Genomic DNA, 25,034 nt, shown 5'->3' on the forward strand with positions numbered 1-25,034 from the left:
GGCGGACATCAGGTTGGTGGCAATCCCGGGCCCTGGATCACACACCGTCTGGAGGAGGTCCAAAGATCGCTTGAATCAGGTATCGGCGGCGAAGCACCGCTGTCAAGGCACCTACCTGGATTAGGTTCGGAGATCCTCCAGATCACTCCGCGGCGGGCAGCGGCAGCACCCACCCCTTGCGCTGGAGATCCTCCAGCAGCTGCCAGGCGGCCCGGTACGGATCGGGGCTCTGCCCGCCGAGCACCTCCGATTGAAGGCGGGCGCGGAGCGGGGCCAGCTCGGGATGGGGCGCGCCCGCCATGCCCGTGCCGGCCTGGAAGAGCCGCAGGAGCAGAGCCTCCGGATGGGCATGGCCGATGGCGGCGGCGCAGAGGACCGCTTCCCCCTCTCCTTCCTCCGCCCCAGCCTGAAGCAGGCGGTTCAGCAGCGGACGGAGGCTCGCGGCGTCAGCCCCCAGACCCAGGCATCGGACCTTCGGCTGAGCCTCGAGGCGCTCGCCCGGGTCGCTCCCCGTGAGCCAGGGGCAGGGTGGCCGGCGCCCTTCGTAGGGCAGCCCGAGCAGGAAGTTCTCATGCTGCGGATCGTCCCGGACCCAGGCGTGGACCAGGCGCATGAGGCTGCTCCGCCGGGCGGGCGCCATGCCCGGCCCGCACCAGAAGAACCGCTGCACGGGGGCCACCCGCGGACCCGCCTCGCGGAGCGGGGCCCTCCAGGCCGCGGAATCCACGGTCATTTCGAGGCCGAGGCCCGCCAGGAATCGGGGGAATCCCGGGTAGGGGAAGGGCAGCCGGACCTCGACCCCCTCGGCGGAGACATGGACTTCGGTGCCCGGAAGGCAGGCTCGCAGGGGGCTCTCCCGGAGCACCTCCTGCAAGGCATGCCGATGGTCCTCCGCCCCGAGGCCTTCGGCGAGGAAGAGCCGCCACGCCTGGCCATCCTCGTCGCAGGACCAATCCGCCACGGCGGAGGGTTCCGGACGTCCGAGGGCATCCAGCCCCAGGACGAGCATCCGGATCCCCCCGGCGTGGTCCGGATGGCCGAAGGGACGCGCGCGCCCCATGCATTCCAGCAGGCGCGGACGGCGCTGGGCCCTGGCCCAGGCCACCCGGTTCCACACGGGATCCGTCCGATCCTCTGGCCCCAGCAGGCTGGCCAGGTCGCCGTGGGCGATCTCGCGGTAGGCCTCGCTCTCGCGCAGGGTCTGATGGCCCTCGAGGATCTCCCAGATCTCCTCCATGTTCTTCTGGGCGATCCGGGAGAGGTCGCGGCCCGCTTCGGCCATGTGCCTGCCGGTTCTGACCAGCTGGTCCATCTCGGCCACCGCCTTGGCCTCCACGCCCCACTGGCGGCTCAGGGCCGATCGGATGGCCGCGGAGCACTCGCCGATTTGGAGGAGGGACTGTTCCGCGCGGTCCGAGGCCTCCCGCACCTGCCCCACCAGGGCCACCTGGGCCTCCAGGGTCCGTTCCAGGTCCTGCCCCTGCTGATCCAGATGACCCGCCGCATGGAGGAGCTCCTGGATGCCCGCGCCGAGACGTTGCGTCACCTCCTGGAGGTCCCACAGCCCCGCGCTCTCCCGCTCCATGCCCTGCTGGTGCTCGTCCAGGGCCCGCCCCAGGTCCGCCGCCCCCTGCGAAGTCTGGTCGGCCAGGCCGCGGAGGCGCCCGCCGATGGTCTGGAGGCGGGGCCCGCCGCCGCCCTGCTGGGCGAGGATCGCGGTGTTTACCGCCAGCAGGCCGGCCTGCTGGGCCGCCTGATCGATGACGTGGATGGCTCCCTGCGCGCCGCCGAAGGATTCGATCCGCCGTTGCGATTCGACCCTGAAGCCTTCGATGCGGCGGGCCAGGGCCTCCGCCTGGTCCCGCAGGTCATCCGCGGAGGTCCGGAACCGCCGGAGCTGCTCCGCCCGGGTCCGGGTCTCCTCCACGAGCCTCGGGGTGTGGGTCGCCAGGCCCTTGACCGCCAGGTCGAGACGCGCCCCCTGCCGCACGCCGGCGCCCGCCAGCCGCCCCAGGGACTCCTCGCCTTCCCGCAGGCGGGGGAAGGTCTCCTTCAGGTCGTCCATCAGCCCTTCGACTTTTTCGAGCCGCCCCTGGGCCTGTTCCATGGCTGCCCGGAACGCCTGCCCCTGGATGCGGTGCTGGTCCGCCCTGAGCCGCAGCTCCAGCTCGATCCGGTCGACCTTCACGGAGCGCTCCACCACGTCCCGGAGCTCGCGGCCGAAGGTCACCAGCCGTTTCCGGACCGCGGCCTGCGCCGCCCGGTCCTCGCCGGACCGCTGCTGGGCCTGCCCCAGCAGCCCATCCAGGTCCGTCCACTCCCGGAGGAGGGCCCGGTGGAGGGACTCCAGGCGCCCGCCCATCAGGCGGCCTTCCTCCAGGAGGAGGTTGAGCGCCCTCGTCACCTCGAGGTCTGCCGGCTCCATGCCCGCTGGAGGCGCGAGCGGCGCGCGGTCGCCCCGGAGGATGCGGCCGGCCCAGTCCGCCAGCAGGCTCTCCGGCGCCAGGCTCCGCTGCCAGGCCAGCCACCGGCGTCCCAGCAGCACCAGCCCCGCGGCCACCATCATCAGGACCGCGGCCTCCGCCGGCCGCAGCGACGCCGAGGCCGTGAAGAGAAGGTAGGCCGCTGCGCCCAGGAGGGGCAACGCCGCTAGATCCGCCAGCCAGGAGCGGATGCCGCCCAATCCCACGAACACGCTCCCCAGCCTCATGCCCATCCTCAAGCCATGAGGTCCCATCGGCCGGTGGCCCCGCCAAGGCAAATTTGGGCCGATAGGAATCGCGGCCTTAAAGCGTCCGCCAGAGCACCTCATAGCTCCGGAGGCCGCCCCCCAGTTCCTGGATCAGCCGGGAGCGCAGCAGGGCGGTGACCGCCGCCTGGGCCTCGTTCGCGGGATCCAGGCGCGGGGCCGCGTCGGCGCCACCGGTGCGGAGGCGGCGCAGGTGCTCGCGCGTGCCGGGCGGCAGGGCCTCGACGGGATCCACCGGCGTGCACTCCGCACAGCACCAGCCGTGTTCGGGGCTCAGGAGGACCAGCGGCGCCACCTCGTTCCCGCAGCGTCCGCAGACCCGCGGGTGGGGCAGCAGGCCCAGGCAGTGCAACAGCCAGTGCTCGGCGTAGGCCAGGATGCCCAGGGCGTTGTCCGGATCGGCCTTGAGGGCCCGCCCGCAGGCGCTCAGCAACCGGTAGAGGCGGTCGTCCTCCACGCCCTCCTTGGCCACCCGGTCGAAGAGGTCCGCCAGGCAGGCCATGACGAGGCTGCACTCCAGGTGGCCGAGGGTCAGCGGGCTGAAGGCCAGCTCGCAGCGGGTGACCCGCTTCAGCTCGGTCTGTTCCTTGCCGAAGAAGCTCACCCGCACCATGCCCAGCGGCTCGAAGGCCGCCACCCACTTGGCCGTGGGCTTCTTCACGCCCTTGGCCAGGCCCGACAGCCGCTCCCCGTGCTCGGACAGGAAGGACACCACGGCCCCGCCCTCGGCGAAGGGTACGGCCTTGAGGACGATGGCGGCGCAGGTCCGGATCACCCTTCCAGTCTGCCCGGATTCAACCGCCGGCCCGGAGCCGTGTCTCATCTGGCGAGGCTCCTGAGCCTTCCCGCCGAAGGAGGTGGCCATGACATCCCTGTTCCGGACTTTCGCGGTCCTCGCGCTCACCGTGCTCCCGGTCCTGGCCCAGCCCGCCCCCCGCCCCGGGGATGGCCGCATCGGCCGGGCCCTGGCCCTCACCGACGCCCAGAAGACCAGCATCCAGGCCATCCGCGAGAAGCACCGCCCGGACCTGGCGGCCCAGCGGAACGCGGCGCGCGAGGCCCAGGCCGCCTTCCGGGCCGCGCTCCGGGATCCCGCCACCCCCGAGGCCCAGCTGCGCCTCCTCCATGACAAGGCCGCCTCCGCCCGGTTCGGGATGCTGATGGCGGGCCGGGCCATGCGCCAGGACATCCAGGCCGTGCTCACGCCGGACCAGCGGGCCAAGGCCGCTCAGCTGCGCGAAGAGGCCCGGTTCCGCCGGCGGGAGCGCCTGCGCCACTTCCGCATGGCCATGGGCATGTGAGGCTGCCGATAGACTGGAGGGATGCGCGCATCCCTCCTTCTCGCAGCCGCTCTCAGCGGGATCCTCCTCGCCCAGGACGCCCCGGTCCGGACCTACCGCCAATGGGTGGGCGGACAGGAAGTGGGCGGGGCCTCCCAGGAGACGAAGACCCGCAGTGGCGTCCGCGAGGTGCGGAACCGCGAGTGGATGTCCATTTCGCGCCTCGGCCAGGAGATCCGCCAGGAGGTGGACCAGACCGCCCGCCGCGCCGCCGACGGCGCCATGACCTTCACCTGGCGGCTCCAGCTCTCCAAGGAGCCCTTCGAAGGCCGGGCGGAGTGGTCGCCGTCTGATCCCCGCGCCTTGAACCTCCATCCCCTGAACGGGGCCGCCCTGCGCACCCAGGTGCCCGACGGCGCCCTGCTCTGGCCCGAGGATCTCGACGCGCGCCTCATGGAGGCCGCGCGGTTGCGCTGTCCCGTGAAGGCAGTCACCTACTCCTTCCCGGTCCAGCAGTGGAGCACCCTCAGCCTCGAACCGGCGGGGGCGGTGCCGCTTCCCGGCTTTCCCGACGCCGTGCGCTTCACCGGCCAGGAGACCCAGGGCGCGTCGTCGACGCCGGTGGAGGTCTGGATCTCGCCCACCGCGGGTGAGCTGCGCCAGAAAACCGACCTGGGCGGCCTCGCCATCCTGATGCAGCGCGCGGAGCTTCCCCCGCCCGAGGCCCGGGCCGGCGACGCGACGGGGTTCTTCGAGCGCACCCTCCAGACCCTGCCGCCCCATCCCTTCCAGCCCTGGCTGCAGAGCCTGACGCTGCGGGCCGAGGGATCTCCGCCCTCCCTGCCCGAGGACGCCCAGCAGACGCGGCTCCCCGAAGGCCGATGGCGCCTCTCCCAGGCGGCGTCGCCCAGCGCCGCGGAAGCGGCCCAGCTCCCCGTGACGGGCTTTCCGGCGGCGGAAGAGGCCCGCTACCTGGCCCCCAGCCCCCTGGTGCCCTTCCGGGATCCCGCCTTCGACGGCCTCCTCCGGCGCATGGCCCTGCCGCCGGGCCTGCCGCGCTGGGAGGTGGCGAAGCGCGTGACCTCCTTCGTCTTCGACTGGATCACCGACAAGGACTTCACCGTGGGCTTCGCCTCGGCCCTGGAGGTCTGCCGCAACCCGCGGGGCGACTGCACCGAGCATGGGGTGCTGGCCGTGGCCCTGCTTCGCCGCCTGGGCGTCCCCGCCCGCGGCGTCACCGGCTGGGTGGGCCTGGGCGAGACCCTCGGCCTGCACTTCTGGGTCGAGGTGAAGCTGAAGGACCGCTGGGTGCCCGTGGATCCCACCTTCGACCAGGCGCCGGCCTCGGCCCTGCGCATCAAGCTTGGCGACACGGATCTCTCCGACCTCGGCAGCGTGGGCTGGGAGGGCGCCGCCCAGGCCTTCTCAGGCGTCCGCTGGATCCCGGAACACGAAGGCTCGGCCCCCTGGGGCAAGGGCACCCGCATCGAAGGCGATCAGGTGACGGCCTCCGACGGAAGCCGCCTCCGCCTGCCGGGTGGACGGTGGGACCTGCGGCAGGGCACCCTCACCTTGAACGGAAGCTGGAAGGTGGAAGCCGTCTCCCGCCCCGGACAGGCCCAGCTCAAGGGGAACCGGAGGCTGGCGGGCGCCCGCACCTTCCGCCAGGGCTGGTGGGATCCGGCCTCGCGCCTGCTGTGGATGGACCTCGGACAGGGCCGCTGGCTGCGCCTGGACGGCGTGACCGAGACGGCCGCCTATCTCTTGCTGGATCAGTTGATGGCGCCCACCAGGTCTTCCTGAACCGTCTCCTCCTGATGGAGGCAGTGCTCCCGCAGGCGCTCCAGCCAGACCGACATGTTCAGGCATTCCTGCTCGTCGCAGCAGCTGGTCATCTGGGCGGCCATGCTGCGCACGGGCTCGTCAAGGCGCTCCATGAGCCGCCGTCCCTTGGGCGTGATGACCACGCGGCTCACGCGCCGGTCCTTGGGATCCGCCACCCGCTTGAGCAGTCCCTGCGCCTCCAGGCGGTCCACCAGGCGCGTCACGTTCGCGAAGCGGTAGATCATGCGCCGCTCGATCTCGTAGATGGGATGCCCCTTGGCCGGGCCGCCCCGGGCGATGCGCAGGACGTTGTACTGCTGGATGGTGAGGCCATGAGCCTCGAAGAGCCGTTCCTGCACCCGGACGACGGCCTCCCGCGTCAGCATCAGCTGCAGCACGAGCTGGACTCCCGGGGAGGGAAGCTTCGACATCTGGAGTTCTTCCTGAAGGGACATGACGACCTCACGGATTCTTTGCGGGCAAGGATCTCCCCATCCATGGGATTCTGGAAGGTCTTAGGAGCCCTTCTTGCCTTCTATCGCCCTGAGTTTGATCAATGTCACGAAACGCTATGGCGCGACAGCCATTCTGGACGGACTGAGCCTCGGTCTCTTCCAGGGTGAGAAAGTCGGTCTCATCGGTCGCAACGGCGCGGGGAAGAGCACGCTTTCCCGGTTGCTGACCGGAGACGAGACGCCCGATTCCGGCGACGTGGTGATCACCCAGGGCCTCCGCGTCGCGCGCCTGAGCCAGGAGCCTCATTTCGCCCCGGGCGCCAGCATCCGGCAGGCCCTGGAAGCCGCCCTGGCGGACCATGCGGCCCTGCTGGCCCGCCACCAGCGCATCCACGAGACGCTCCATGGCGCGACCGGCCCCGAGGAGGCCAGGCTGCTTGACGAACTGCAAAGCGTGGAGCATCAGATCGAGCACTGGGGCTGGGATCTCGAGCCGCGCCTCAAGGCGGCGGCCACCACCTGGGGCCTGGAGGATCTGGATGTCGAGGTGGAATCCCTCTCCGGCGGCTGGCGCAAGCGCGTGGCCCTGGCCCAGGCCTGGCTCAAGGAGCCGGACGTGCTGGTGCTGGACGAGCCCACCAACCACCTGGACCCGGACCAGGTGGAGAAGCTGGAAGCATGGCTCCAGGCCTTCGGGGGCGCCCTCCTCCTCATCACCCACGACCGCCACCTGCTGGATGCCGTTGTGTCGCGGATGCTGGAGCTGGAGGACGGCGGGCTCCGCAGCTACGAGGGCGGCTACAGCGACTACCTGCTGGAGAAGTCGGACCGGGAGTTCCGCGAAGCGCGGCTCACGGAGCACATGCAGAACCGCCTGCGCCGCGAGATGGCCTGGCTGCGCCGCGGCGCGAAGGCCCGCACCCGCAAGTCCAAGCTGCGCATCCAGGAAGTGCTGGACCTCAAGGACAACGTGGAGGACCGCACGCGCCTGGAGGTGCGCCAGGGGCTCGCCTTCGCCGCCGGCGGCAACCGCAGCGACGCCCTGATCCGCGCCGAGGGCCTGCGCTTCGCCTATCCCGGCGGGCCCGAGCTGCTGGATGGCCTCGACCTGAGCCTCCAGCGCGGCATGCGCGTGGCCCTGCTGGGGCCCAACGGCTGCGGGAAATCCACCCTGCTGAAGGTGCTGCTGGGAGATCTGGAGCCGGTCGCGGGCGAGGTGGCCCGGCATCCGAAGCTGGCCACCACCACCATCTCCCAGGGACGCGGGGAACTCGACGGGACGCGCAGCATCCTCGACAACCTGGCGGACCGCGCCGCGGTGGTGGACACCGGCAGCGGCACACTGCTGGCCCACGTCTACCTCACCCGCTTCGGCTTCCCGGTGGACCAGCAGAACCGGAGCGCAGCCACCCTCAGCGGCGGCGAGCGGAACCGCCTCCTGCTGGCCAAGGCCATGCTCAGTCCGGCCGACCTGCTGGTGCTGGACGAGCCCACCAATGATCTGGACATCCCCACCCTCCAGAACCTGGAGGAGGCCCTGCTGGGCTTCCAGGGCACGCTGCTCCTGGTGAGCCACGACCGCTTCTTCCTGGATCAGGTGGCAACCCACACCCTGGCCTGGAACGGCGAAGGGACGCCCCGCTGGGAACTCTACGAAGGCGCGCCTTCCACCGTGCGCAGCCTGCGGGAGGCCCGGGCGGCCTCCCTGGAGGCGGCCCGGCCCGAGGCGATCCGCCCCGCGGCGAAAGCCGGGGCACCGCGGGCCCGCAAGCCGGGGCTCTCCCAGAAGGAGCTGCGGCGCCTCGCCGAGGTGGAGCAGGTGATGGACGCCCTCCATGCTCGCCTGTCCGGGCTGGATGCGGTCCTGGCCGACCCATCGGCCTTCCTGCGGGCCGACAGCCCGGGCCACCAGGCCCTCAAGGACCGGGATGCGGCACGCGCGGAGCTGGAGGAGCTCGAGATCGCCTGGCTGGAGCTGGAGGAAAAGCGGCAGGAAGGCTGATCCCATCACAAGTTGCCCTTGGGGCGGGCAGGCCTTGGGCCTTTTCGCTACCCTGGAGCCTGGACTTTTACGGAGTGCCCATGCGCCCGATGCCTCTCATCCTCTTCCCCGCCGTGGCGCTGGTGGCCCAGGCCCCCGCCCCCGTCGACCTGACCCAGCGGTTCAATGCCGAGCTGCCCGGGATCAACCAGATGCTCAAGACCTTCCAGGCCCAGGAGGCCATGAAGAAGGTGGAGGGCCTGATCCCCGCCGAGCGCCCCGCGTTCAACGGCGCCAATCTCCAGACCATCGGCCAGAGCATGGACAATGCCCAGGGCCTCCTCTCTTTCTATCGCCTCTGGGCGAACGCCGCCTCCGAGGCCGGCCAGTGGGAGAAGGCCGTCGAGATCCAGGACAAGCGGTTCAGGACCGCCCAGGGGATCAAGGCGGACCTGGAGAAGGCCCAGGCCCCCATCGCCGCCCAGTGGGACAAGGCCGCCAAGGATTCCCAGGACTACATCGCCAAGCACGCGGGCCGCCAGCAGGAGCTGCAGACGGGCCTGAAGGCCCTGCAGGACGAGATCGCGGCCGTGAACTCCAAGCAGACGAAGCTGGATGCCAAGGGCCTGGAAGACCTCAAGGCCCGGGCGGCGAAGGCCCCCGAGCAGCAGCAGGAGCTCGACCAGATCAACGCGGCCCTCCCGGTCCACAAGCAGAACATCGCCAACGCCCCCAAGGTGATCAAGGTGCTCGCCGATAACCGCAAGGAAGCCGAGGGCATGGTGAAGGCCGCGGAGACCTCCCTGGCCAAGGCCAAGGAAGTCCTGGCCAGCCAGAACGACGAGATCACCAAGTTCAACACCGAGCAGGTGGTGAAGAAGGTCAAGGTCGTCGGCAAGAAGAACTGGGTGGACGCAGTGCTCCGCAACCACGAGAACGTCACCAAGCTGAACGGCACGCAGACCCAGGCCGCCTTCCTCAACCGCCTGCTGGTGCTGGATCCCGGCAACGCCACGGCCACGAAGGCCCTGGACAACCTGAAGCAGGGCAAGGAAGCCTTCGCCAAGGAAGCCAAGCCCGCCAAGAAGGCCGGCAAGAAGAAGTGAGCACGCCGCGAACGACCTGGAGGGAGCGACCATGAGCCGCCTCGGAATCCTGTTTGCCTGCGCCCTGGCCGCCAGCCTGGGCGCCCAGAGCCTCACGGATCGGTTCAAGGAGGTCCGGGGCCCCTGGGAGCTCCAGCTGGAGCGGGGTGACGCCTCGACCGTCCGCCGCGGGGTGGAGGCCCTTCTCGGCCGGGAAGGCCTCACGGTCAATCCCTCCGACTACAACGACATGCACGCCCTCGCCGCCCTCCGCAGCCTGGCCGCCCGGGCCTGCGTGGCCGAAGGCAGCTGGGAGGAGGCGGTCCTTCATCTGCAGAAGGCCCAGGCCGCCGCCGAAGAGAACCTGGCCACCGCGGAGCCCCTGCTGGCCAAGACCCGCGCCGAGCACGAGACCAAGCTCCAGGAATTCCGGAACGCCATGGACAAGCAGGCCCCGCGGCTCAAGGAGCTGGACGAGGCACCCGGCCTGACCCAGGAGCAGATGAAGCTCCGTCAACAGCTCCGGATCTTCATGGACGAGCAGAAGGCCGCCATCGCCCATAGCGAGCGCGCCCTGAAGGACATCGACGGCATCCTCGAGCGGCTGCGCCAGACCAAGGCGAACACCACCAAGGCCGCCGCGGACTGGAAGGCCTTCCTGGACCGCGAAAAAGCGGAGATCGCCGAGGCCGGGGGCACCGCCCGCTTCGTGGCCGGGAAGGTGGAGCAGGTGAAGGCCGACGATGCCCGGCCCCAGCAGGAGCGCCTGGCCTACGCCCGCCGCCTTCAGAAGCTCGATCCCGCCAACAAGGATGTCACCCGCCTCGTGAACACCCTCCTTGGCAAGGACGAGCCGGCTGAGCCCGCCAAGCCCAAGGCCCGGAAGAAGAAGGCCGCTCCCAAGAAATGAGCCGTTCCAATCTATGAAAAAGCGGCCCGCGAGGGCCGCTTTTTCGTCCGTGGGGAAAAGCTAGAACACGAACCCGAACCCCACCTTCACGAAGTCGGTGGCGGGGGGATCGCCGGCATCCACGTCGTGGGAGGTGAGGGTCTTGTGGTAGGTGGCCTCCAGCGTGAACCGCAGCCCCGCGTCATAGCCAAAGCTGTGGCCGAAGCCGAGGGAGCCGCCCATGCGGCTCTTGCGGGTGGTGTCGGTGTAGTCGTAGAGCGGATCGCCGAAGCTGCGGTCGAACTGCTCGAAGTCCGCCGAGAGCCCCGCCACGAAATAGAAGCCGCGGTGCCGGTAGGCGGTCCCCTCGGGGAAGATCTGCAGGTCCCCGCCCAGGTTGAACATGGAGTGGCGCAGGTTGATGGTGGTCTCGCCGGGGGCGCGGTTGGTCCCGTTCTCGGCGGATCCGCTGAAGTTCAGGCGGATGGCCAGGCTGCGGTCGACGGGGAAGCTGACCGTGAAGCTCCCGCCGAGACCCACGTCGTAGGTCTCCTTCTGCGGGGGGATCACGTAGCCCGCGGAGGGGCTGTAGTAGGCGGGATAGGTCTTGCTGGCGAACTCACCGGTGGGGATGGTGAGGTTCAGGCTGAAGCCCATGTGCGGGGACTGGGCGTGCAGCGCGGCGCCCGAAGCGAGGAGCATGGGCAGCAGGAGCATCGAGATTCGGCGCATAGGGCCTCCAATGGATGGTGCTGGAAAACTACGGAGCGAACGGCGTGCCAGCTTAGGGCAAGCCCCGTCAATCCTTGGATCCAGCGCAGCATACTCCGGTTGAGGCCCCGGCGCGATCGCGGCGTTTTGCCTCGGCCGCGTGCCGGATTGCAACAGCAGGCTTTGGGCCGGGACCGCGATGGCCTACTCTGGACAGGACGAGGATGGTTCATGGCGTGGAAGCAGGATCTGGCGAAGTTGAAGCAGCAGCTGGGAGCGGAAGGCGTCCCCGCCCCGGCGCCGAAACCCCCACCCAAACCTGCTCCGAAGCCATTGACCCCCACCAGCCTGGATGACGAGGACGAGGTCTTCCTGTCGGCCATGGGGCTGAAAGCCAAGGCCCCCCGCCCGGCCAAGGCCGCTCCCGAACCCCAGGCCGCGCCCTCCGCGGCACCCGCCGCCCCGCCTCCGCCCCCCCCCGAGACCTTTGAAGAAGCCCTCAAGGATCTGAAAGGCCTGAAGCCGATTCCGCGGGGGCCCATGGCCCAGGCTTCCCCAGCCTCCATCCCGGCGATCAAGCCGGCTCAGGTTCCGCCACCTCCTCCAGCGGAGAAGGCGCCCCAGGCGCTTATCCCGGAGGCCCCCAAAGCAGTCGAAGCGGCCACGCCCGCCGGCATGCCGGAGGTTCCCCCGCCCTCCCCGATCCGGTTCCAGCTGGCGGCGGGGATGGCCATCGACGTGGACGGCGTGCTGGACCTCCGTGGCCACACGCTCCAGGACGCCATGGACCGCCTGAAGGACCGTCTGGAGGATGGCCTCGTGCTGGGCTGGCGGAGCCTCCAGGTCATCCTGGGCCCGGAGCCGGCACTCCATGAGGGGCTGCTGGCCCTGCTGGCCTCCGGCAAGACGCCCATGGTGGCGCGGTTCGCCCAGGCGCCGGTACCCATGGGCGGCAGCCAGGCCTGGCTGCTCTATTTCGCCCCATCCCAGCCCCAGTCCTGATCCGGTTGCCTGGTTCGAATCACTATGGAGTTCCCCCGATGAGTCTGTTGGTGGTTGGCAGTGTGGCCTTTGATGACCTGGAAACGCCCTTCGGCAGCCGCGAGCGCGCCCTGGGCGGCTCCGCGACCTACTTCTCCCTGAGCGCCAGCCGCTTCCATCCCGTCCGCATCGTCGCCGTGGTGGGGGAGGACTTCGGTCCGGACCAGATGCGCGTCTTCGAAGGGCGCCCCATCGACCTGGCGGGCCTGTCGAAGGTCAAGGGCCTGAGCTTCCACTGGAAGGGGGCCTACGGCTACGACCTGAACGAGGCCCAGACCCTGGCCACGGACCTCAACGTCTTCGCCGACTTCAAGCCGGTCCTGCCCGCGGGCTACAGGGAGTGCGAGTACCTCTTCCTCGGGAACATTGACCCTGTCCTGCAGTTGGACGTGGTGCGCCAGATGGCGAAGCGGCCCAAATGGATCGCGCTGGACACCATGAACTACTGGATCCGGGGCGCCCGTCCGGCCCTGGACGCCGTCCTGAAGGAAGTCGACATCCTCCTGGTGAACGATGCCGAGGTGCGGGAGCTCACCCAGGAATACAGCCTCATCAAGGCCTACAAGAAGGTCCGGGCCCTTGGCCCCAGCACCCTGGTGGTCAAGCGCGGGGAATACGGCGTGGCCCTCTTCACGCCCGAGGGGATCTTCGCCGCCCCGGCCTACCCTCTCGAGAACGTGTTCGACCCCACCGGGGCCGGTGACACCTTCGCCGGCGGCTTCCTGGGCTATCTGGCCTGGATCGAGCGGGCAGATGTGACCGCCCTGAAGCACGCCACCCTGGTGGGTTCGGTCATGGCCAGTTTCACGGTGGAGCAGTTCTCTACGGAACGCCTCGAGCAGATATCCCAGGATGAAGTTCGCAACCGCTTGGCATTATTTTCAGATATGATCCGCGTCGAAGACCTATAATCAGCACCACCTAATCCCCTGGGGGTCCCTGATGCACCAGCCCAATCGTCTGCCTGTCGGTCGGCGGCGCGCCCTCGCGATGGCGCCCGGTCTCCTCGTGGCCCTGACCTTCGCGGTTCCGGCCCTTGTGGCCCAGGAGCCCGCTGGCACGATCAAGGTCGAGACCCACAGCTCGAAATGGGATTATCCCAAGGAAATCCAGGTACCAGAAGGTTCCCGCACCCACATCGTGGAGAAGGGAGACACCCTCTGGGATCTGGCCGGGAAGTACCTGGGCAATCCTTACGCATGGCCCCAGATCTGGGAGCTGAACCAGTGGATCAAGGATCCGCACTGGATCTACCCTGGCGATCCCCTGATCATCGACCTGACGCGCGCCGTGGCGACCGCCGGCTCCGTCCCCGAATCCGTCTCCGGCCTCCAGCCTGACCGGCGGGGCGCCTACACGGCCGCCAGGCGGCCCGAGCTGGGCTTCGCCTTCCAGGACTTCATCCAGCTGCCCTTCTTCGCCCCCGACGGCGCCGAGGCCCACTACAAGAGCCAGGGCGCCTTCACCCTGACCGGGAACCGCCGGGATGACCGCCAGCACCTCGCCGAAGGCGAGACCGTCTACATGAACGGCGGCAGCGAGCAGGGCGTGAAGGTCGGCGACCGCTTCCTCATCCTCAAGACCGTGGCCCGCAAGGTCAAGCACCCCGCCACCAAGCACAAGATGGGCGACGTGGTGCAGCAGGTGGGCGTGCTCCGGGTGGTGACGCCCCAGCCCAAGGGATCCGTCGCCATCATCGAGCGCTGCCTCGACGGCGTCGAGGTCGGCGATCATCTGGTGCGCTTCACCGAGCCGGCGAACCTGCCCCTCCAGCTCCGGACGGACACCACCGATCCTGTGAAGGTGGCCCCGAACTCGGCCGTGGTGGTCTTCGCCCGCGATGCCCACGATCACACGGCCAACGGCGACATGGTGATCGTGGACAAGGGCGCCAATGATGGCCTGAAGGTGGGCGACGTGCTGCTGGCTGTCCGCACCAAGACCTTCCCCGTGGGTCCGGACGACGACCGGAAGAAGGCCACGGAGACCACCACCCACTACATCGGCCAGGCCCTGGTGGTCCGCACGGACGCCCAGTCGGCCACCTGCCGCCTGCTCAGGACCACCGAGGAGATCCTCCTCGGCGACACCCTCACCCACTAAGCCCCTGAACAGGCTGGCGAAGACCGGGGCCCCTTCGGGGGCCTCAGTCGTTCCGGCGCTTCAGCACCACCACCACGCGCCGCCCCCGGGTCGGCAGGGCATAGGGATGGGGGGCGGCCTCCCAGCCGGGGGGAAGAGCCTCCCCGGACCAGTCCGGCCCCTTGAGCGCCAGAAACGGAGCGCCCGGCTTTCCGTGCCGGTCCCACCAGGCCGCCAGCTGCCCCAGGGATCCCAGGGCCTTGGCGGTCCCGAGATCCGCCTCGAGGGTGGGCAGGTCCTCCAGACGGCCATGTACGGGCCTGAGGTTGGGCAATGGCAGCTCCAGGACCACCTGGCGGACGAAGGCCAGCTTCTTGGCAGAGGCATCCACGGCGAGCACCTCCAAGTCCGGGCGGGCCAGGGCCAGCACCACCGCAGGGCAGCCCATGCCGGTTCCCAGATCCGCCACCCGGCTGCCGGGGGGAAGGGCCTCGAGGAAGGGGAGGAGCGCCGACGCATCCAGCAGCAGCTCTTCCCGCCGCTCGGATGGGGCGAGGGAGGTCAGGGCGTGGGTGCGGTTCCACCGCTCGAGCAGGTCCAGGTAGCGGCCCAGGGGCGCGGACAGGGAGGTGGGCAGGCGGGGCTCCATGCCTCCAGGATGCCAGGGATCGATCCACGGGATTGAATCCTTGGTGGACCGATCACTTCTCTTTTATATTCAATATTTTTACGTCATTTTGGTTCAGGTAGGCCAACACCCCGGTCTATCATCTGAATGATGAACATTGATGCATTTCATGCTTCTAGAATGAAAACATTGACGAATGGCTCAATAGCCCCCATGATGTATTCCCTTTGACTGATCTTCCACAGGAGCCGGCCATGACTGATACCAAGCTGCCCTTCCAGATCGATTGGTCGAGCCGGAGCAAAATGCGTGGGCCTGGCGAGCAGTCCCTCGGGAAGCTGCTTCATAGCCTTCGGGATCGGCTTGCTCCAGGCGCTCAGGGTGTATCGCTGACTTATGTCGATGATCGCGGCATGAGAAAACTCAATCGCGAACACCGCGGGAAAAACATGACGACGGATGTGCTGAGTTTCCCCTCAAGCGCTGAAAAGGGGGCGTTCCCGCACCTCGGCGATATCGTGATCAGCCTTCCCACCGCCGAGAAAATGGCCAAGAAGTTCGGTGTCAGCCGGCGCCGCGAAGTCGAGACGCTGGTGATCCATGGCTTCCTTCATCTCTGCGGCCACGACCACGAAAAAGACCAGGGCGAGATGATGGCGCTCCAGGCGCAGCTTGAGCGCGACCTGCTCGAGACCGAACCCCTGTCCATGAGCCTCAAGCGGGGCCGCAAGCCGGGCAGCAAGGTCAAGAAGCTCAAGGACGGCACCCGGGTGGTGGTGACGGGCCGGGCCGCCGCGGCCCTGGTCCGCCGCGAGCGCGTGAAGAAGGAAAAGAAGGTCAAGGTGCGCAAGGTGGCCAAGCCGAAGGAGACCGTCGCGAAGCGCGGCCCAGGCCGGCCCCGCAAGGAGGCCGCCGCGGCTCCCGCGAAGCGCGTCCTCCGCCGTCGTCGGCCGAGCCCTTCCCGGAGCGGCGTCATCGCCTAGCCGGGTTCTCAACCTCCGCGTGGAAAAAGGGGCCGAAGGCCGATAAAATGGCCCTTTGGCCCGGCCCCGGGCCCCCATCGGAGCCCCTGTGATCAACCTCCTGCTCGGCCTGGGCGCCGCCCTCGCCGTGATCCTGCTGTCCACCTTGCTCAGCATCAAGCTGTGGATCAGCGTGCCCATCGGCATCCTCGCGGGTGCCGGCCTCTTCATCTGGCAGGGCCGCAAGGTCCAGCAGGAGCTCGAGAAGATCTTCACCCGGGCCGGCGATCAGCTGAAGAAGCAGCAGTTCGATAAGGCCATCGAGATCATGAAGGAGGGCTACCGCTTCGCCTCCCGCCAGTTCCTCGTGAAGGGCAGCATCGACGGCCAGATCGGCGTGGTGCAGTACCTGCGCAAGAAGAACGAGGAGGCCGAGCCCCTGCTGGCCTCCGCCTCCATGCAGCACTACATCGCCAAGGCCATGCTGGGCATCCTCCAGTGGAAGCGCGGCGAGAAGAAGAAGGCCAAGGAGACCTTCGCCCTGGCCCTCAAGGCCGGCAAGAAGGAGAGCCTGCTCTACGCCGTCTACGCCTACGTTCTGGTGGAGATGGGCGAGCGCGACAAGGCCATCGAGACCCTCAACCAGGGCCTCGGTGTCTGCAAGGGCGACGAGCGCCTCATCACCAACCGGAACCTGCTGCAGAACGGCAAGGCCCTCAAGATGAAGGTCTACGGGGAGCAGTGGTACCAGTTCATGCTCGAGCGCCCCATGATCCGCCAGGAGGCGCCGGCCTTCGCCCGCGTGTCGCGCCGGGCGCTGCGAGGCTGAAGCCTGGCTTCGGAATCACCGCTGCGCGGTGATTCCGAAGCATTGAAACGAATCTTTTCACTCTTCAGCAAACGCGAAGCGGTTGCTGCACGGAACGAACGACTGAAGGAGCCCACCCCATGTCCGGCCACAATAAATGGTCCACCATCAAGCACAAGAAGGGCGCCGCGGATGCCAAGCGCGGCAAGCTCTTCACGAAGATCCTCAAGGAGATCACCGTGGCCGCTCGCCTCGGTGGCGGCGACGTGAACAGCAACCCCCGCCTTCGTCTGGCGGTGGACCAGGCCAAGGGCAGCAACATGCCCAAGGACAACTGGGAGCGCGCCATCAAGAAGGGCACCGGTGAGCTCGAGGGCGTGACCTACGAGGAAGTGGTCTATGAGGCCTACGGTCCCGGTGGCGTGGCGATCCTCGTAGAGGCCATGACCGACAACAAGAACCGCACGACCCCGGAGGTCCGCAGCTACTTCACCAAGTTCGGGGGAGAGTTGGGCGCCCAGGGCTCCGTGGCCTACCTGTTCACCAAGGAGGGCCAGATCGTCGTGGAGCCGGAAGTCTCCGAGGACAAGGTCATGGAAGTGGCCCTGGAGGCCGGCGCCGACGACGTGGCCAACGAGGGCGAGGCCTGGGTCATCAAGACCAGCCCCGAGTCCTACCAGGCCGTCAAGGATGCCGTGGACGCCGCCAAGCTCCCCGTCATCGAAGCCAAGATCATCATGGCCCCCAGCACCAGCACCGCCCTCGAAGGCTCCAAGCTCGCCAGCTTCCTCAAGCTGGTGGACCTGCTGGAGGACAACGACGACGTGCAGAACGTGTGGCACAACGGCGACTACGAGGAACCCGAGGACTGAGGTCCCGTGCCCCACGCCCTCCGGGGCGGACGCTGAGCGGCCGGGTCTCCCGGCCGCACGCGTCTCTGGCTGCCCGCGATCGCAGGCCGCACCGCGGCCTGCTCCCACTCCCCCGCTTCGCGGGCTCGCGGAGCGGGGCCCCCGGCACAACGGCGACTACGAGGAACCCGAGGACTGAGGTCCCGTGCCCCACGCCCTCTGGGGCGGACGCTGAGCGGCCGGGTTTCCCGGCCGCACGCGTCTCTGGCTGCCCGCGATCGCAGGCCGCACCGCGGCCTGCTCCCACTCCCCCACTTCGCGGGCTCGCGGAGCGGGGCCCCCGGCACAACGGCGACTACGAGGAACCGGAAGACTGAGGTCCCAAACTGGTGCTCGGCAAGCTAGGGGAGCCTTTCGGCGCCCCAGCTATTCCTGCGCCTTCGGCGCGGGAATCGGGCTGGCGAGGACCGGGGTGCCCTCTCCCTTTCCCACCGCCAGGATGGGGAACCTCGGCGGCTCGCCCCACATGCCGTTGCCTCGGAGCAGGACCGTGTGGAAGAGACCCCAGAACACCAGGCTGTCGGTGCTGCGCGGGTCCAGCAGGTAGAAGGCCAGGCGCCCGAGGGGCTGGTCCAGGGGGACGTAGAGGGCCCGGTCCAGAACCGCGGGCGTCCAGGGCAGCTCCATGGGCTTCGGCGCGGCCCCCGCCTTCCAGGCGCCTTGCAGCTCCAGCGTGAACACGCCCTGGTAGGCCGAGGACGAGAGCTTGCGGCCCGCCTCCTCGAAGCGGAGGAGAGGCAGGGTCCGCGGCCGCGCGCGGCCTTCCAGCACCTTCAGGCCGTGGGCTTCCAGAAGGGGGCGGACCGCGGCGGCGAAGGCCGGATCCACCAGGTAGCCCGCCGGAACCGCCACGAAGTCCTGGCCCTCGAAGCCCACGAAGCTGGGCAGCACCAGGTGGGTGCGGGATTTCTCTCCCACCACGCGGCCCTTCTCGTCGCGGATGGGATCCACCCACTCGAACGCGGCACGTTCGACTTCCTTCAGCTTCGCGGAAAGGGGGAGGGACACGGATTCCTTCGTCCAGGCTTCGGTCCAGCGGGCCTGGGCCATCTGGATCTCACCCCGGATCTCACCGCGGTGCTCCGCCATCCAGGTCAGGCAGGCCAGCACGAAGCGGCGCGTGTCGGCGATACGGTCGGGCCAGCGGCGGTAGACATAGCTCTCCGAGAGCACCGCCAGGCGGTTGCGCAGGGCCGGGTAGTTGGTCAGCAGCCGGGGATGGGCGTCGTAGGTCTCCCAGGCCGTGGGGGGCTTCTCCGGGGTGGGCTTGTAGGGCACGAAGTTGCCGTAGTCGTAGGTGGGCATGCCTTCGGCCTTCAGGCGCTCGCGCACTGCCACCAGCATCTTCCGGTTGAAGGCCAGCAGGCCCTCGTCCGCGCCCAGGGTGCAGGCAGGGCCGTGGGTGAGGTGGAAGCCGTGGGTGCTGCCGTTGGTGGTGTGGAGATCCAGTACCGCCGCCGGGTCGAAGTCCCGCAGCATGGCCAGGAGCCAGCGGGTGTTGGGCGCCGCGGCCTTCATGAGATCGCGATTGAGGTCAAGGCCCTGGGCATTCTCGCGCCGGCCCACGCCGCTCTCCGTGGGGTTGGGCTGCCAGGGCCGGATGGCGGGATCCAGCGCGTCCGTGCCATCAGCGTTGTAGGCGGGCATGACCACCAGGTCGAGGTCGCGCCGCAGTTCCGGGTGCTTGCCCTGGAGGAGCTCGCGGACGATCTGCTGGATGGCCTCCTTGCCCTCCACCTCGCCCGCATGGATGTTGGCGTTCACGTAGACGCGGAGCGGATCCTTCCCCGTGCCCCTCAGGCGCCAGGCCAGCAGGGGCTTGCCGGTCTCCGTGGCCCGCGGCGCCCCTTTGGGCTGGTAGGGCTCCAGGCCCGGGGCCTGCTTCCGCAGCGCCTCCATGAAGGCCCGAACCTCCCCCACCGTGGAGGTCCGCCGGAGCTGCGTGCGCTCAGGGACAGTCTCCGGCCACCCGGCGAGGAGGCTCGTCCCCGCCAGGATCCAAACCAGGCGCCGCATGGATCAGCGGGCCGTGAAAGCGGTGTCCGCCGTGGCGGGGAGGATGGTGGTCGGCGCCGGGCGGGCGCCGAAGAGCCCCTTGTTGTAGACGATGAAGCTGGAGGCCAGGAAGAGCACCAGGACCAGCAGGGCGGATCCCCGCTTGCCGGCCGCCAGGGCCTTGGGCGTCATTTCGGACAGGCCCACCAGGACGACCACCAGCAGGAGCTTGATATGGAAGTAGTGGCCATGCTTCAGGGGGTTCTGGCCGCCCTGGATCATCAGGATCAGGAGGCCGATGCCGGCGACCAGCGCCAGCCGGAAGGACCAGGCCACCACCTTCGCCCAGATCGTCGCGGCCAGACCCCGGATCTCTTCGCGGCCCTCCTCGAATCCGGAGAGGAGCAGCGCCACCACGGCCGCTCCGCCACCCACGGCCAAGGTCACGAAGTGCAGCCAGCGGACAAGATTCACGGCCTCGAGCTTCAGGTTCATGGTCACCCTCGCGAAGAAGACCCCCAGGGTAGCAGCCCTGCTAGGCTCGATTGGTCAGGAGGCTGTCATGTCCAAGCTGCGCGTCGCCGTCGTGGGTGTGGGACACCTGGGCCAGCACCATGCGCGGATCGCCGCCTCCGCGCCGGACGCCGTGCTGACCGCCGTCGTGGATCCGGATCCAGCCCGGGGCCCGGAGATCGCGGGAAAATTCGGCGCCCCCTGGGCCGCCTCCCTGGACCAGGTGCTCGCGGAGGTGGACGCCGTCCAGATTGCCGCGCCCACGGGCTTTCACCATGCCCTCGGCGCCCAGGCCCTCAAGGCCGGCAAGCACGTCCTGATGGAGAAGCCCCTGGCCGCTTCCCTGGAAGAGGGCTCCGCCCTGCTGACGGCCCTGGCGGAGGCCCGGGCCGCCAAGCCGGGCCTCGTGGCCCAGGTGGGCCACCTGGAGCGCTTCAACCCCGCCGTGGCGGCCCTGCGCGACCGCGGCTTCAAGCCCCGTTTCCTGGAGGCCGTGCGCGTCTCGCCCTTCCCGGCCCGCAGCCTGGAAGTGGACGTGATCATGGACGTGATGATCCATGACCTCGACCTGCTGCGCGCCCTGGTGGGACGCCCCGTGGTGGACGTGGTGGCCGTGGGCGTGCCGGTGCTGACGCCCTACGCCGACCTGGTGAACGCCCGCCTGAAGTTCGAGGGCGGCGCCTTCGCCACCGTCACCGCCAGCCGCGTGGCCCGCAAGAAGGAGCGCACCCTCCGCGCCTTCGGCGACAAGGAATACGCCAGCCTCGACTTCGCCGCCCAGAAGCTGGAGCTGCTGCGGCTGGTCATGGGCCCTGACGGCCCCGAAGTGCGCCCGGAGACCGCCAGCATCGAGGAGGGCGAGCCCCTCCGCCTCGAGATCGAAGCCTTCCACGCCGCCTGCCTGGGCCAGGGCCAGGAGGGCGTCACCTGGGAGGAAGGCCAGGAGGCCATGCGCGTGGCCGACCAGGTGCAGAAGGCCGTGGCCAAGAGCCTGGCGGAGATTCGGCAGGCGTGAGCGGGTTCTACGACCTCGCCTCCCTCGCCAAACCCCTGGTGACGGCGCCGCTGGCGCTGGCCTTCCTGGACCTGGACGCGGATCGGCGCTGGGCGCTGGGCTTCCATGACCGTGAGGTGCCGCTCACGGCACGGCAGCTGCTGTCGCACAGCTCGGGCCTGCCGCCCTGGCGGCCCTTCACGGGCGAACCCCTGGCCGCGCAGTTGCGGCGTCCCGTGCCGGACCACCCGTTGCTCCGCCCCGCGACGCCGGGCCTGGCCACCTACTCAGACCTGAACTACCGCCTGCTGGCGGAGCTGGTGGAGGCCGAGACTCGCGTCCCCTTCCGGAGGCTCGGCGCGGCCTCGGGCCTCAGCCCCGCGCCCTGGCCGGAGGCCCCGGTGGTCCTGCCGGATGCCCCCGACGCCGAGGCCTGGCGGCTGGCCACGGACCAGCCTCTGCCCCCGCGGGATCCGCGCCTGCCCCAGGACGCCAACGCCCGGGCGGGCATGCCCGGCCACGCGGGCTTCGGCGTCACGGCTCCGCAGTTGGAAGCCGCCCTGGCCCGCTGGGTGGCCGCGGGCTGGCCGGCGCGCATGGCAGTGGAAGCCGCCGATGGAGAGAACGGATCCCGGTGGGGCCTCGGCCTCCAGGCGCTCTTCTCGGGTGGGGGCCGTTTCGGACAGTTGCTGTCCAGAATTCCCGCCGACCTGGGGCTCCATGTGATCGAGGAGTCCACAACGGAGCTGCCTCCGCCCGCACCGTCCCTGGATCCCGAACCGGATTCCCTCTCGGGCTGGTGGTTCCACCTGGGCTACACGGGCCCCGCCCTCTTCTACCGGCCCGCGGATGGAACCTGTGTGGCCCTCCTGCTCCACCGGAGCGGACCGGCCGGAACGATGCTCGACATGGAGGCGCTGCGGGCCCGGCGCTGGCAGGCCCTCTCCCGTTTCGTGGGACAATTCGGGGGATGAAGCCCTTCCTCGTTCCCGCCCTGGTCCTGCCCTTCGTCGCCGCTCCCGCCGCCCAGCCCCCGCTGAAGATCGGGCTCGACACCCAGGCCACGGAATGGATCGTGTCCCTGGAGGGCGGCGGCCAGCTCTGCGACCGGGCGGGAAAGCCGGTCCTGCGGCTGGCGCCGGACGAGAAGGTCCGCATCTGGTGGGACAGCCGGGGGGTCTCGGACCCCACCAGCGAATACCGCATCCAGGTGGGACGACCCCTGGGCACCGACGAGGCCGCGGCCCTGATGGCCCGCCTCCGGAAGCTGGGGGAGCCATCGGACCGCGTGAAGGTTCCGGACGCCGACACCTGGCGCGTGCTGATGGGCCATTTCCCGGAGGCCGCCAAGGCCGAGCCGCTGCTCCAGAAGCTCCAGGACCTGGGCTTCGAGGAGCTGTGGGTGGCCTCGGAACCCCGCGATGCCCAGCCGCGCAAGGGCCGCGCCCTCTACGCCGTCACCGAGCGCTACGAGCGGCGCCCCCTGCCCCTGGGCGGCGTGTGGCTGAAGCCCACGGGCGAACTCACCAGCCTCAATGGCAAGGGCCGCTACCGCGGCAAGGTAGAGATCTTCCCCAACGCGCAGGGCCGCCTGACCGTGGTGAACACCCTGGACCTGGAGACCTATCTGCGCGGCGTGGTGCCCAAGGAGATGGGCGCCTGGGAATTCCCCAGCCTGGAAGCCCTGAAGGCCCAGGCCGTGGCGGCCCGCACCTACGCCGTGGCCAACCGCGGCAAGCGCGCGGCGGACGGCTTCGACATGGGCGACACCGTGGCGGACCAGGTCTATGGCGGGCGCGATGGCGAGCAGGCCCTCACGGACCGGGCCATCCAGGAGACCGAGGGCCTCTTCGCCACCTATGGCGGCAAGCCCATCCTGGCCCTCTTCATGGCCAACTGCGGCGGTCACACCGTGGACGTGTCCCAGGTCTTCGGCGGGGATGCCCCCTACCTCAAGGCCGCCACCTGCTATCCCGCCAAGCCCCTCACCCTGCCCTTCGCCTCCGGCGTGTCCGTGACGACGGAGGCTCAGCAGCCCTGGCTCACCTGGGACCTGCTGAGGCTGGCCGCGGACATCGTGCCGGTGGACTGGCTGAGCGGCGAGCGCCTGGCCCGTCCCGCCACCGCGGAGGATCTGGCGGCTCCCGTCCTGGCCCTCCAGCAGCGGCTGGGCCTCGAGCCCGCGCCCCTGTCCCGCCAGGGGCCCCTGATGCTCGCCCTGGCGCGCGCCCTGGGCCTGCAGCAGGTGGTGGAGGGGCAGGAGCGCCCCCAGGACGCGGCCTACTTCCTGCCTTCCGAGCTCCCCGCCGCGGATCGCCTGCTGGCCGCCTTCCTCACCCGGCGCGGCCTGGTGCCGGTGGCGGCCTGGGCCGCCCCGGAGCCGCCCACCCTGCGTCAGGCCCTCGCGGCCCTGGGCCGGATGTGGCAGGACCTGGAGCCCCTGGCGCTGGGCGAGGGCAGCCTGCTGATGGACCGCCAGGTCCGCCGGAAGCGGGGCGGCCCCGAGCCCCTGCCCCTCTCGCCGCGGCTGCTCCTCGCGGAGGAGGCGCCGGACGGGAGCCTGCGCCTGGTCCCGAAGGCCGACATCCAGGTGGGCGATCGCCTGAAGTGGATCCCCGAGGGCGGACCGGCCACCCTGCTGGTGCGCCGCCTCGATCCCGATGGCGCCGCCTGGGATCGCTACAGCCCCACGGCCCACTGGCGGGTGGAGTACGCCGAGGCGGAGCTGCTGGCCCTGGTGCGCAAGCGCATGAAGGTGCCAGGCATCCGCGAGCTCCGGGCCCAGCACAACCAGGAGGGCCGGGTGCTGGACCTGGCGCTGGTGGACACCCAGGGCGCGGTCCATCGCGTGCGGGGCATGCACATCCGCGGCCTGCTGGGCCTCAAGGACAACGTCTTCCGGTTCCTCACGCTCGGCCAGGGCACCCAGCGCCGCTGGGTGTTCTACGGGCGCGGCTGGGGGCACGGCGTGGGCCTGTGCCAGACCGGGGCCTACGGCATGGCCCTGGAAGGCGCCACCTTCCAGCAGATCCTCCAGCACTACTACCCCGGGACCGAGCTCCGGAAGGTCGACTGATTTTCGACCATGAAATCCCATTCTGGGATTGACGGAATGCCGTGGTGACCCCAGGTTAGCCTCCCCGGGAGGTGGTGATGTCCATGGACGCCTGGATCCTCGGCGCGCCGCTGAAGGTGCTGCGGCAGGAGGACCATCCGTACCGGGAGACCACTCTGGCCACCCTGGGACGCCATGAGCTGGGCCTGAGCCGCCGGCGGTCCGCCGCCGGCCTCCCGGCCTGCGAGATCTTCCTGGACGGCCGGTCCATCTACCTGCCCGGGGCCGCGGCGCCGGATCGCGCCTGGTTCGACCTCTGCCGCGAGCTGGGCTACGAGCCTGCCCGCCACTGGGACTGGGACCCGGCCCTGATCCTCTTCCAGCAGGTGCTGCCGGCCCTCGCCGCGGACTGGCACGAACCGCCCCTGGCCCTCGACGCGCAGGGCCTTCCGGAGGGCGTCCTCAGCCTGGCCAGCCTGCGCCAGACCTTCGCGGAAGCCGTCGCCGACCTGCGCCGGAACAGCCTCGGTCCTGTGGGTGCCAAGGTGGCCGAGACCTTCGAATGGCTGCCCCTCCGCGCGGTCGTCTTCCATGACGATGCCCAGCTGCCCCTGGACTTCGAGGGCGCCGGCGCCTGCGGGCGGGTCTCCCTCTGGCTGGGGATCCACCGGGACCGGGCCGTGGCGCTGGACGGGCCCGCCCCCTATGGGCGCGGCCTCCGACGCTGGGTGGCCGGAGGTTCCGGCGACCTGCCGCCCACCGAAGCATTCCTCCGGGCCGCCGGCCTGGACCCCGAACCGCCCAAGGGCTTCGAGGCTGCCTTCGATGCGGCCCTCCATCGCCTCTGCCACCAGCTCGAGGGCCCCCTGGACGCCTACCGCCGCACCTATCCCGTGGGCATCCCCTGGCAGCGGGACCACCACGAGCGCCTCCTCGGCCGCACCATCGTCGACCTCCGGCTGGGGGATCCCCCCGTGCTCATCCTGGACGATGGCACCGAGGTGGCCCTGGAGAACAAGCCCCTGCCCTCCTGGGAGCACGGCGGAATCTGAGCTCCGGGGAGGGCGCTGG

22 protein-coding genes are annotated in these 25,034 nt (G+C 69.8%); 15 read left to right on the forward strand and 7 right to left on the reverse strand.

From position 1 onward, the window contains the following. Window positions 1–142 precede the first annotated feature (142 nt). Both MLE64_RS06370 and recO read right to left on the reverse strand, forming a co-directional pair. Entirely contained in the window at window positions 143–2,710 is a 2,568-nt protein-coding gene (locus MLE64_RS06370) for a coiled-coil domain-containing protein (RefSeq protein ID WP_243316935.1), read from the reverse strand. 76 nt (window positions 2,711–2,786) lie between these two features. After that, on the reverse strand, window positions 2,787–3,524 hold the full coding sequence (recO, locus tag MLE64_RS06375; protein ID WP_243316936.1) for a DNA repair protein RecO: 738 nt from the start codon (window positions 3,522–3,524) through the stop codon (window positions 2,787–2,789). Window positions 3,525–3,612: 88 nt separating this feature from the next. Here recO and MLE64_RS06380 point away from each other — a divergent pair, with 88 nt between their 5' ends. Further along, on the forward strand, window positions 3,613–4,050 hold the full coding sequence (locus MLE64_RS06380; RefSeq protein ID WP_243316937.1) for a Spy/CpxP family protein refolding chaperone: 438 nt from the start codon (window positions 3,613–3,615) through the stop codon (window positions 4,048–4,050). A gap of 21 nt (window positions 4,051–4,071) precedes the next feature. Beyond that, window positions 4,072–5,832: a transglutaminase-like domain-containing protein gene (locus MLE64_RS06385; protein ID WP_243316938.1), complete on the forward strand. Its 1,761-nt coding sequence runs from the start codon at window positions 4,072–4,074 to the stop codon at window positions 5,830–5,832. On the opposite strand, the gene MLE64_RS06390 is transcribed toward MLE64_RS06385, so the two are convergent. Further along, entirely contained in the window at window positions 5,802–6,308 is a 507-nt protein-coding gene (locus MLE64_RS06390; protein ID WP_243316939.1) for a MarR family winged helix-turn-helix transcriptional regulator, read from the reverse strand. The genes MLE64_RS06385 and MLE64_RS06390 overlap by 31 nt on opposite strands. Window positions 6,309–6,381: 73 nt before the next feature. Here MLE64_RS06390 and MLE64_RS06395 point away from each other — a divergent pair, with 73 nt between their 5' ends. The 3 genes from MLE64_RS06395 to MLE64_RS06405 all read left to right on the forward strand — a co-directional run bounded on the left by MLE64_RS06395 (window position 6,382) and on the right by MLE64_RS06405 (window position 10,284). Beyond that, complete coding sequence (locus MLE64_RS06395) at window positions 6,382–8,310, forward strand: ABC-F family ATP-binding cassette domain-containing protein (protein WP_243316940.1); 1,929 nt, start codon at window positions 6,382–6,384, stop codon at window positions 8,308–8,310. Window positions 8,311–8,390: 80 nt separating this feature from the next. After that, window positions 8,391–9,395, forward strand: a complete 1,005-nt coding sequence (locus MLE64_RS06400; protein ID WP_243316941.1) for a DUF3450 domain-containing protein — start codon at window positions 8,391–8,393, stop codon at window positions 9,393–9,395. 31 nt (window positions 9,396–9,426) lie between these two features. After that, window positions 9,427–10,284 carry a hypothetical protein gene (locus MLE64_RS06405; protein ID WP_243295856.1) on the forward strand — a complete coding sequence of 286 codons (858 nt, stop codon included), beginning with the start codon at window positions 9,427–9,429 and terminating at the stop codon, window positions 10,282–10,284. 60 nt (window positions 10,285–10,344) lie between these two features. On the opposite strand, the gene MLE64_RS06410 is transcribed toward MLE64_RS06405, so the two are convergent. After that, window positions 10,345–10,995, reverse strand: a complete 651-nt coding sequence (locus MLE64_RS06410; RefSeq protein ID WP_243316942.1) for an outer membrane beta-barrel protein — start codon at window positions 10,993–10,995, stop codon at window positions 10,345–10,347. 210 nt (window positions 10,996–11,205) lie between these two features. Between MLE64_RS06410 and MLE64_RS06415 the strand changes: the two genes are divergently transcribed. From MLE64_RS06415 to MLE64_RS06425, 3 genes are read left to right on the forward strand one after another with little or no spacing between them, the layout of a single operon-like run. Further along, window positions 11,206–11,976 carry a Smr/MutS family protein gene (locus tag MLE64_RS06415; RefSeq protein WP_243316943.1) on the forward strand — a complete coding sequence of 257 codons (771 nt, stop codon included), beginning with the start codon at window positions 11,206–11,208 and terminating at the stop codon, window positions 11,974–11,976. Between the two features lie 38 nt (window positions 11,977–12,014). Further along, window positions 12,015–12,926 (forward strand): PfkB family carbohydrate kinase, encoded by a 912-nt coding sequence (locus MLE64_RS06420; RefSeq protein ID WP_243316944.1) that lies wholly within the window; start codon window positions 12,015–12,017, stop codon window positions 12,924–12,926. Between the two features lie 31 nt (window positions 12,927–12,957). Beyond that, the gene (locus MLE64_RS06425; protein ID WP_243316945.1) at window positions 12,958–14,118 is read left to right on the forward strand and encodes a LysM peptidoglycan-binding domain-containing protein; all 1,161 of its coding nucleotides are present in this window, start codon (window positions 12,958–12,960) and stop codon (window positions 14,116–14,118) included. A 43-nt stretch (window positions 14,119–14,161) separates the two neighbouring features. On the opposite strand, the gene rsmG is transcribed toward MLE64_RS06425, so the two are convergent. Then, complete coding sequence (gene rsmG, locus MLE64_RS06430; protein WP_243316946.1) at window positions 14,162–14,746, reverse strand: 16S rRNA (guanine(527)-N(7))-methyltransferase RsmG; 585 nt, start codon at window positions 14,744–14,746, stop codon at window positions 14,162–14,164. Between the two features lie 233 nt (window positions 14,747–14,979). Between rsmG and ybeY the strand changes: the two genes are divergently transcribed. The 3 genes from ybeY (at window position 14,980) to MLE64_RS06445 (ending at window position 17,367) form a co-directional block, all read left to right on the forward strand. Then, window positions 14,980–15,708: an rRNA maturation RNase YbeY gene (ybeY, locus tag MLE64_RS06435; RefSeq protein WP_243316947.1), complete on the forward strand. Its 729-nt coding sequence runs from the start codon at window positions 14,980–14,982 to the stop codon at window positions 15,706–15,708. An 88-nt stretch (window positions 15,709–15,796) separates the two neighbouring features. Next, on the forward strand, window positions 15,797–16,516 hold the full coding sequence (locus MLE64_RS06440; RefSeq protein ID WP_243316948.1) for a tetratricopeptide repeat protein: 720 nt from the start codon (window positions 15,797–15,799) through the stop codon (window positions 16,514–16,516). A gap of 119 nt (window positions 16,517–16,635) precedes the next feature. Beyond that, entirely contained in the window at window positions 16,636–17,367 is a 732-nt protein-coding gene (locus tag MLE64_RS06445; RefSeq protein WP_243316949.1) for a YebC/PmpR family DNA-binding transcriptional regulator, read from the forward strand. 405 nt (window positions 17,368–17,772) lie between these two features. Here the strand turns inward: MLE64_RS06445 and MLE64_RS06450 are convergent, their stop codons facing one another. Together MLE64_RS06450 and MLE64_RS06455 are read right to left on the reverse strand one after the other, a co-directional pair. After that, the gene (locus MLE64_RS06450; RefSeq protein WP_243316950.1) at window positions 17,773–19,422 is read right to left on the reverse strand and encodes a M14 family zinc carboxypeptidase; all 1,650 of its coding nucleotides are present in this window, start codon (window positions 19,420–19,422) and stop codon (window positions 17,773–17,775) included. Window positions 19,423–19,425: 3 nt separating this feature from the next. Then, window positions 19,426–19,896, reverse strand: coding sequence for a hypothetical protein (locus MLE64_RS06455; protein WP_243316951.1), 471 nt, complete (start codon window positions 19,894–19,896; stop codon window positions 19,426–19,428). A gap of 67 nt (window positions 19,897–19,963) precedes the next feature. Between MLE64_RS06455 and MLE64_RS06460 the strand changes: the two genes are divergently transcribed. The 4 genes from MLE64_RS06460 to MLE64_RS06475 all read left to right on the forward strand — a co-directional run bounded on the left by MLE64_RS06460 (window position 19,964) and on the right by MLE64_RS06475 (window position 25,015). Continuing rightward, window positions 19,964–20,929: a Gfo/Idh/MocA family protein gene (locus tag MLE64_RS06460; protein ID WP_243316952.1), complete on the forward strand. Its 966-nt coding sequence runs from the start codon at window positions 19,964–19,966 to the stop codon at window positions 20,927–20,929. Beyond that, the gene (locus tag MLE64_RS06465) at window positions 20,926–21,882 is read left to right on the forward strand and encodes a serine hydrolase domain-containing protein (RefSeq protein WP_243316953.1); all 957 of its coding nucleotides are present in this window, start codon (window positions 20,926–20,928) and stop codon (window positions 21,880–21,882) included. Before MLE64_RS06460 ends, MLE64_RS06465 begins: the two co-directional genes overlap by 4 nt. Further along, window positions 21,879–23,984 carry a SpoIID/LytB domain-containing protein gene (locus MLE64_RS06470; RefSeq protein ID WP_279342957.1) on the forward strand — a complete coding sequence of 702 codons (2,106 nt, stop codon included), beginning with the start codon at window positions 21,879–21,881 and terminating at the stop codon, window positions 23,982–23,984. The genes MLE64_RS06465 and MLE64_RS06470 overlap by 4 nt, the downstream gene beginning before the upstream one ends. A gap of 77 nt (window positions 23,985–24,061) precedes the next feature. After that, complete coding sequence (locus MLE64_RS06475; protein ID WP_243316954.1) at window positions 24,062–25,015, forward strand: hypothetical protein; 954 nt, start codon at window positions 24,062–24,064, stop codon at window positions 25,013–25,015. Window positions 25,016–25,034: the final 19 nt, after the last annotated feature.

Origin of the sequence: Geothrix paludis (genome assembly GCF_022808815.1) — a bacterium.
Classification (GTDB): domain Bacteria; phylum Acidobacteriota; class Holophagae; order Holophagales; family Holophagaceae; genus Geothrix; species Geothrix paludis.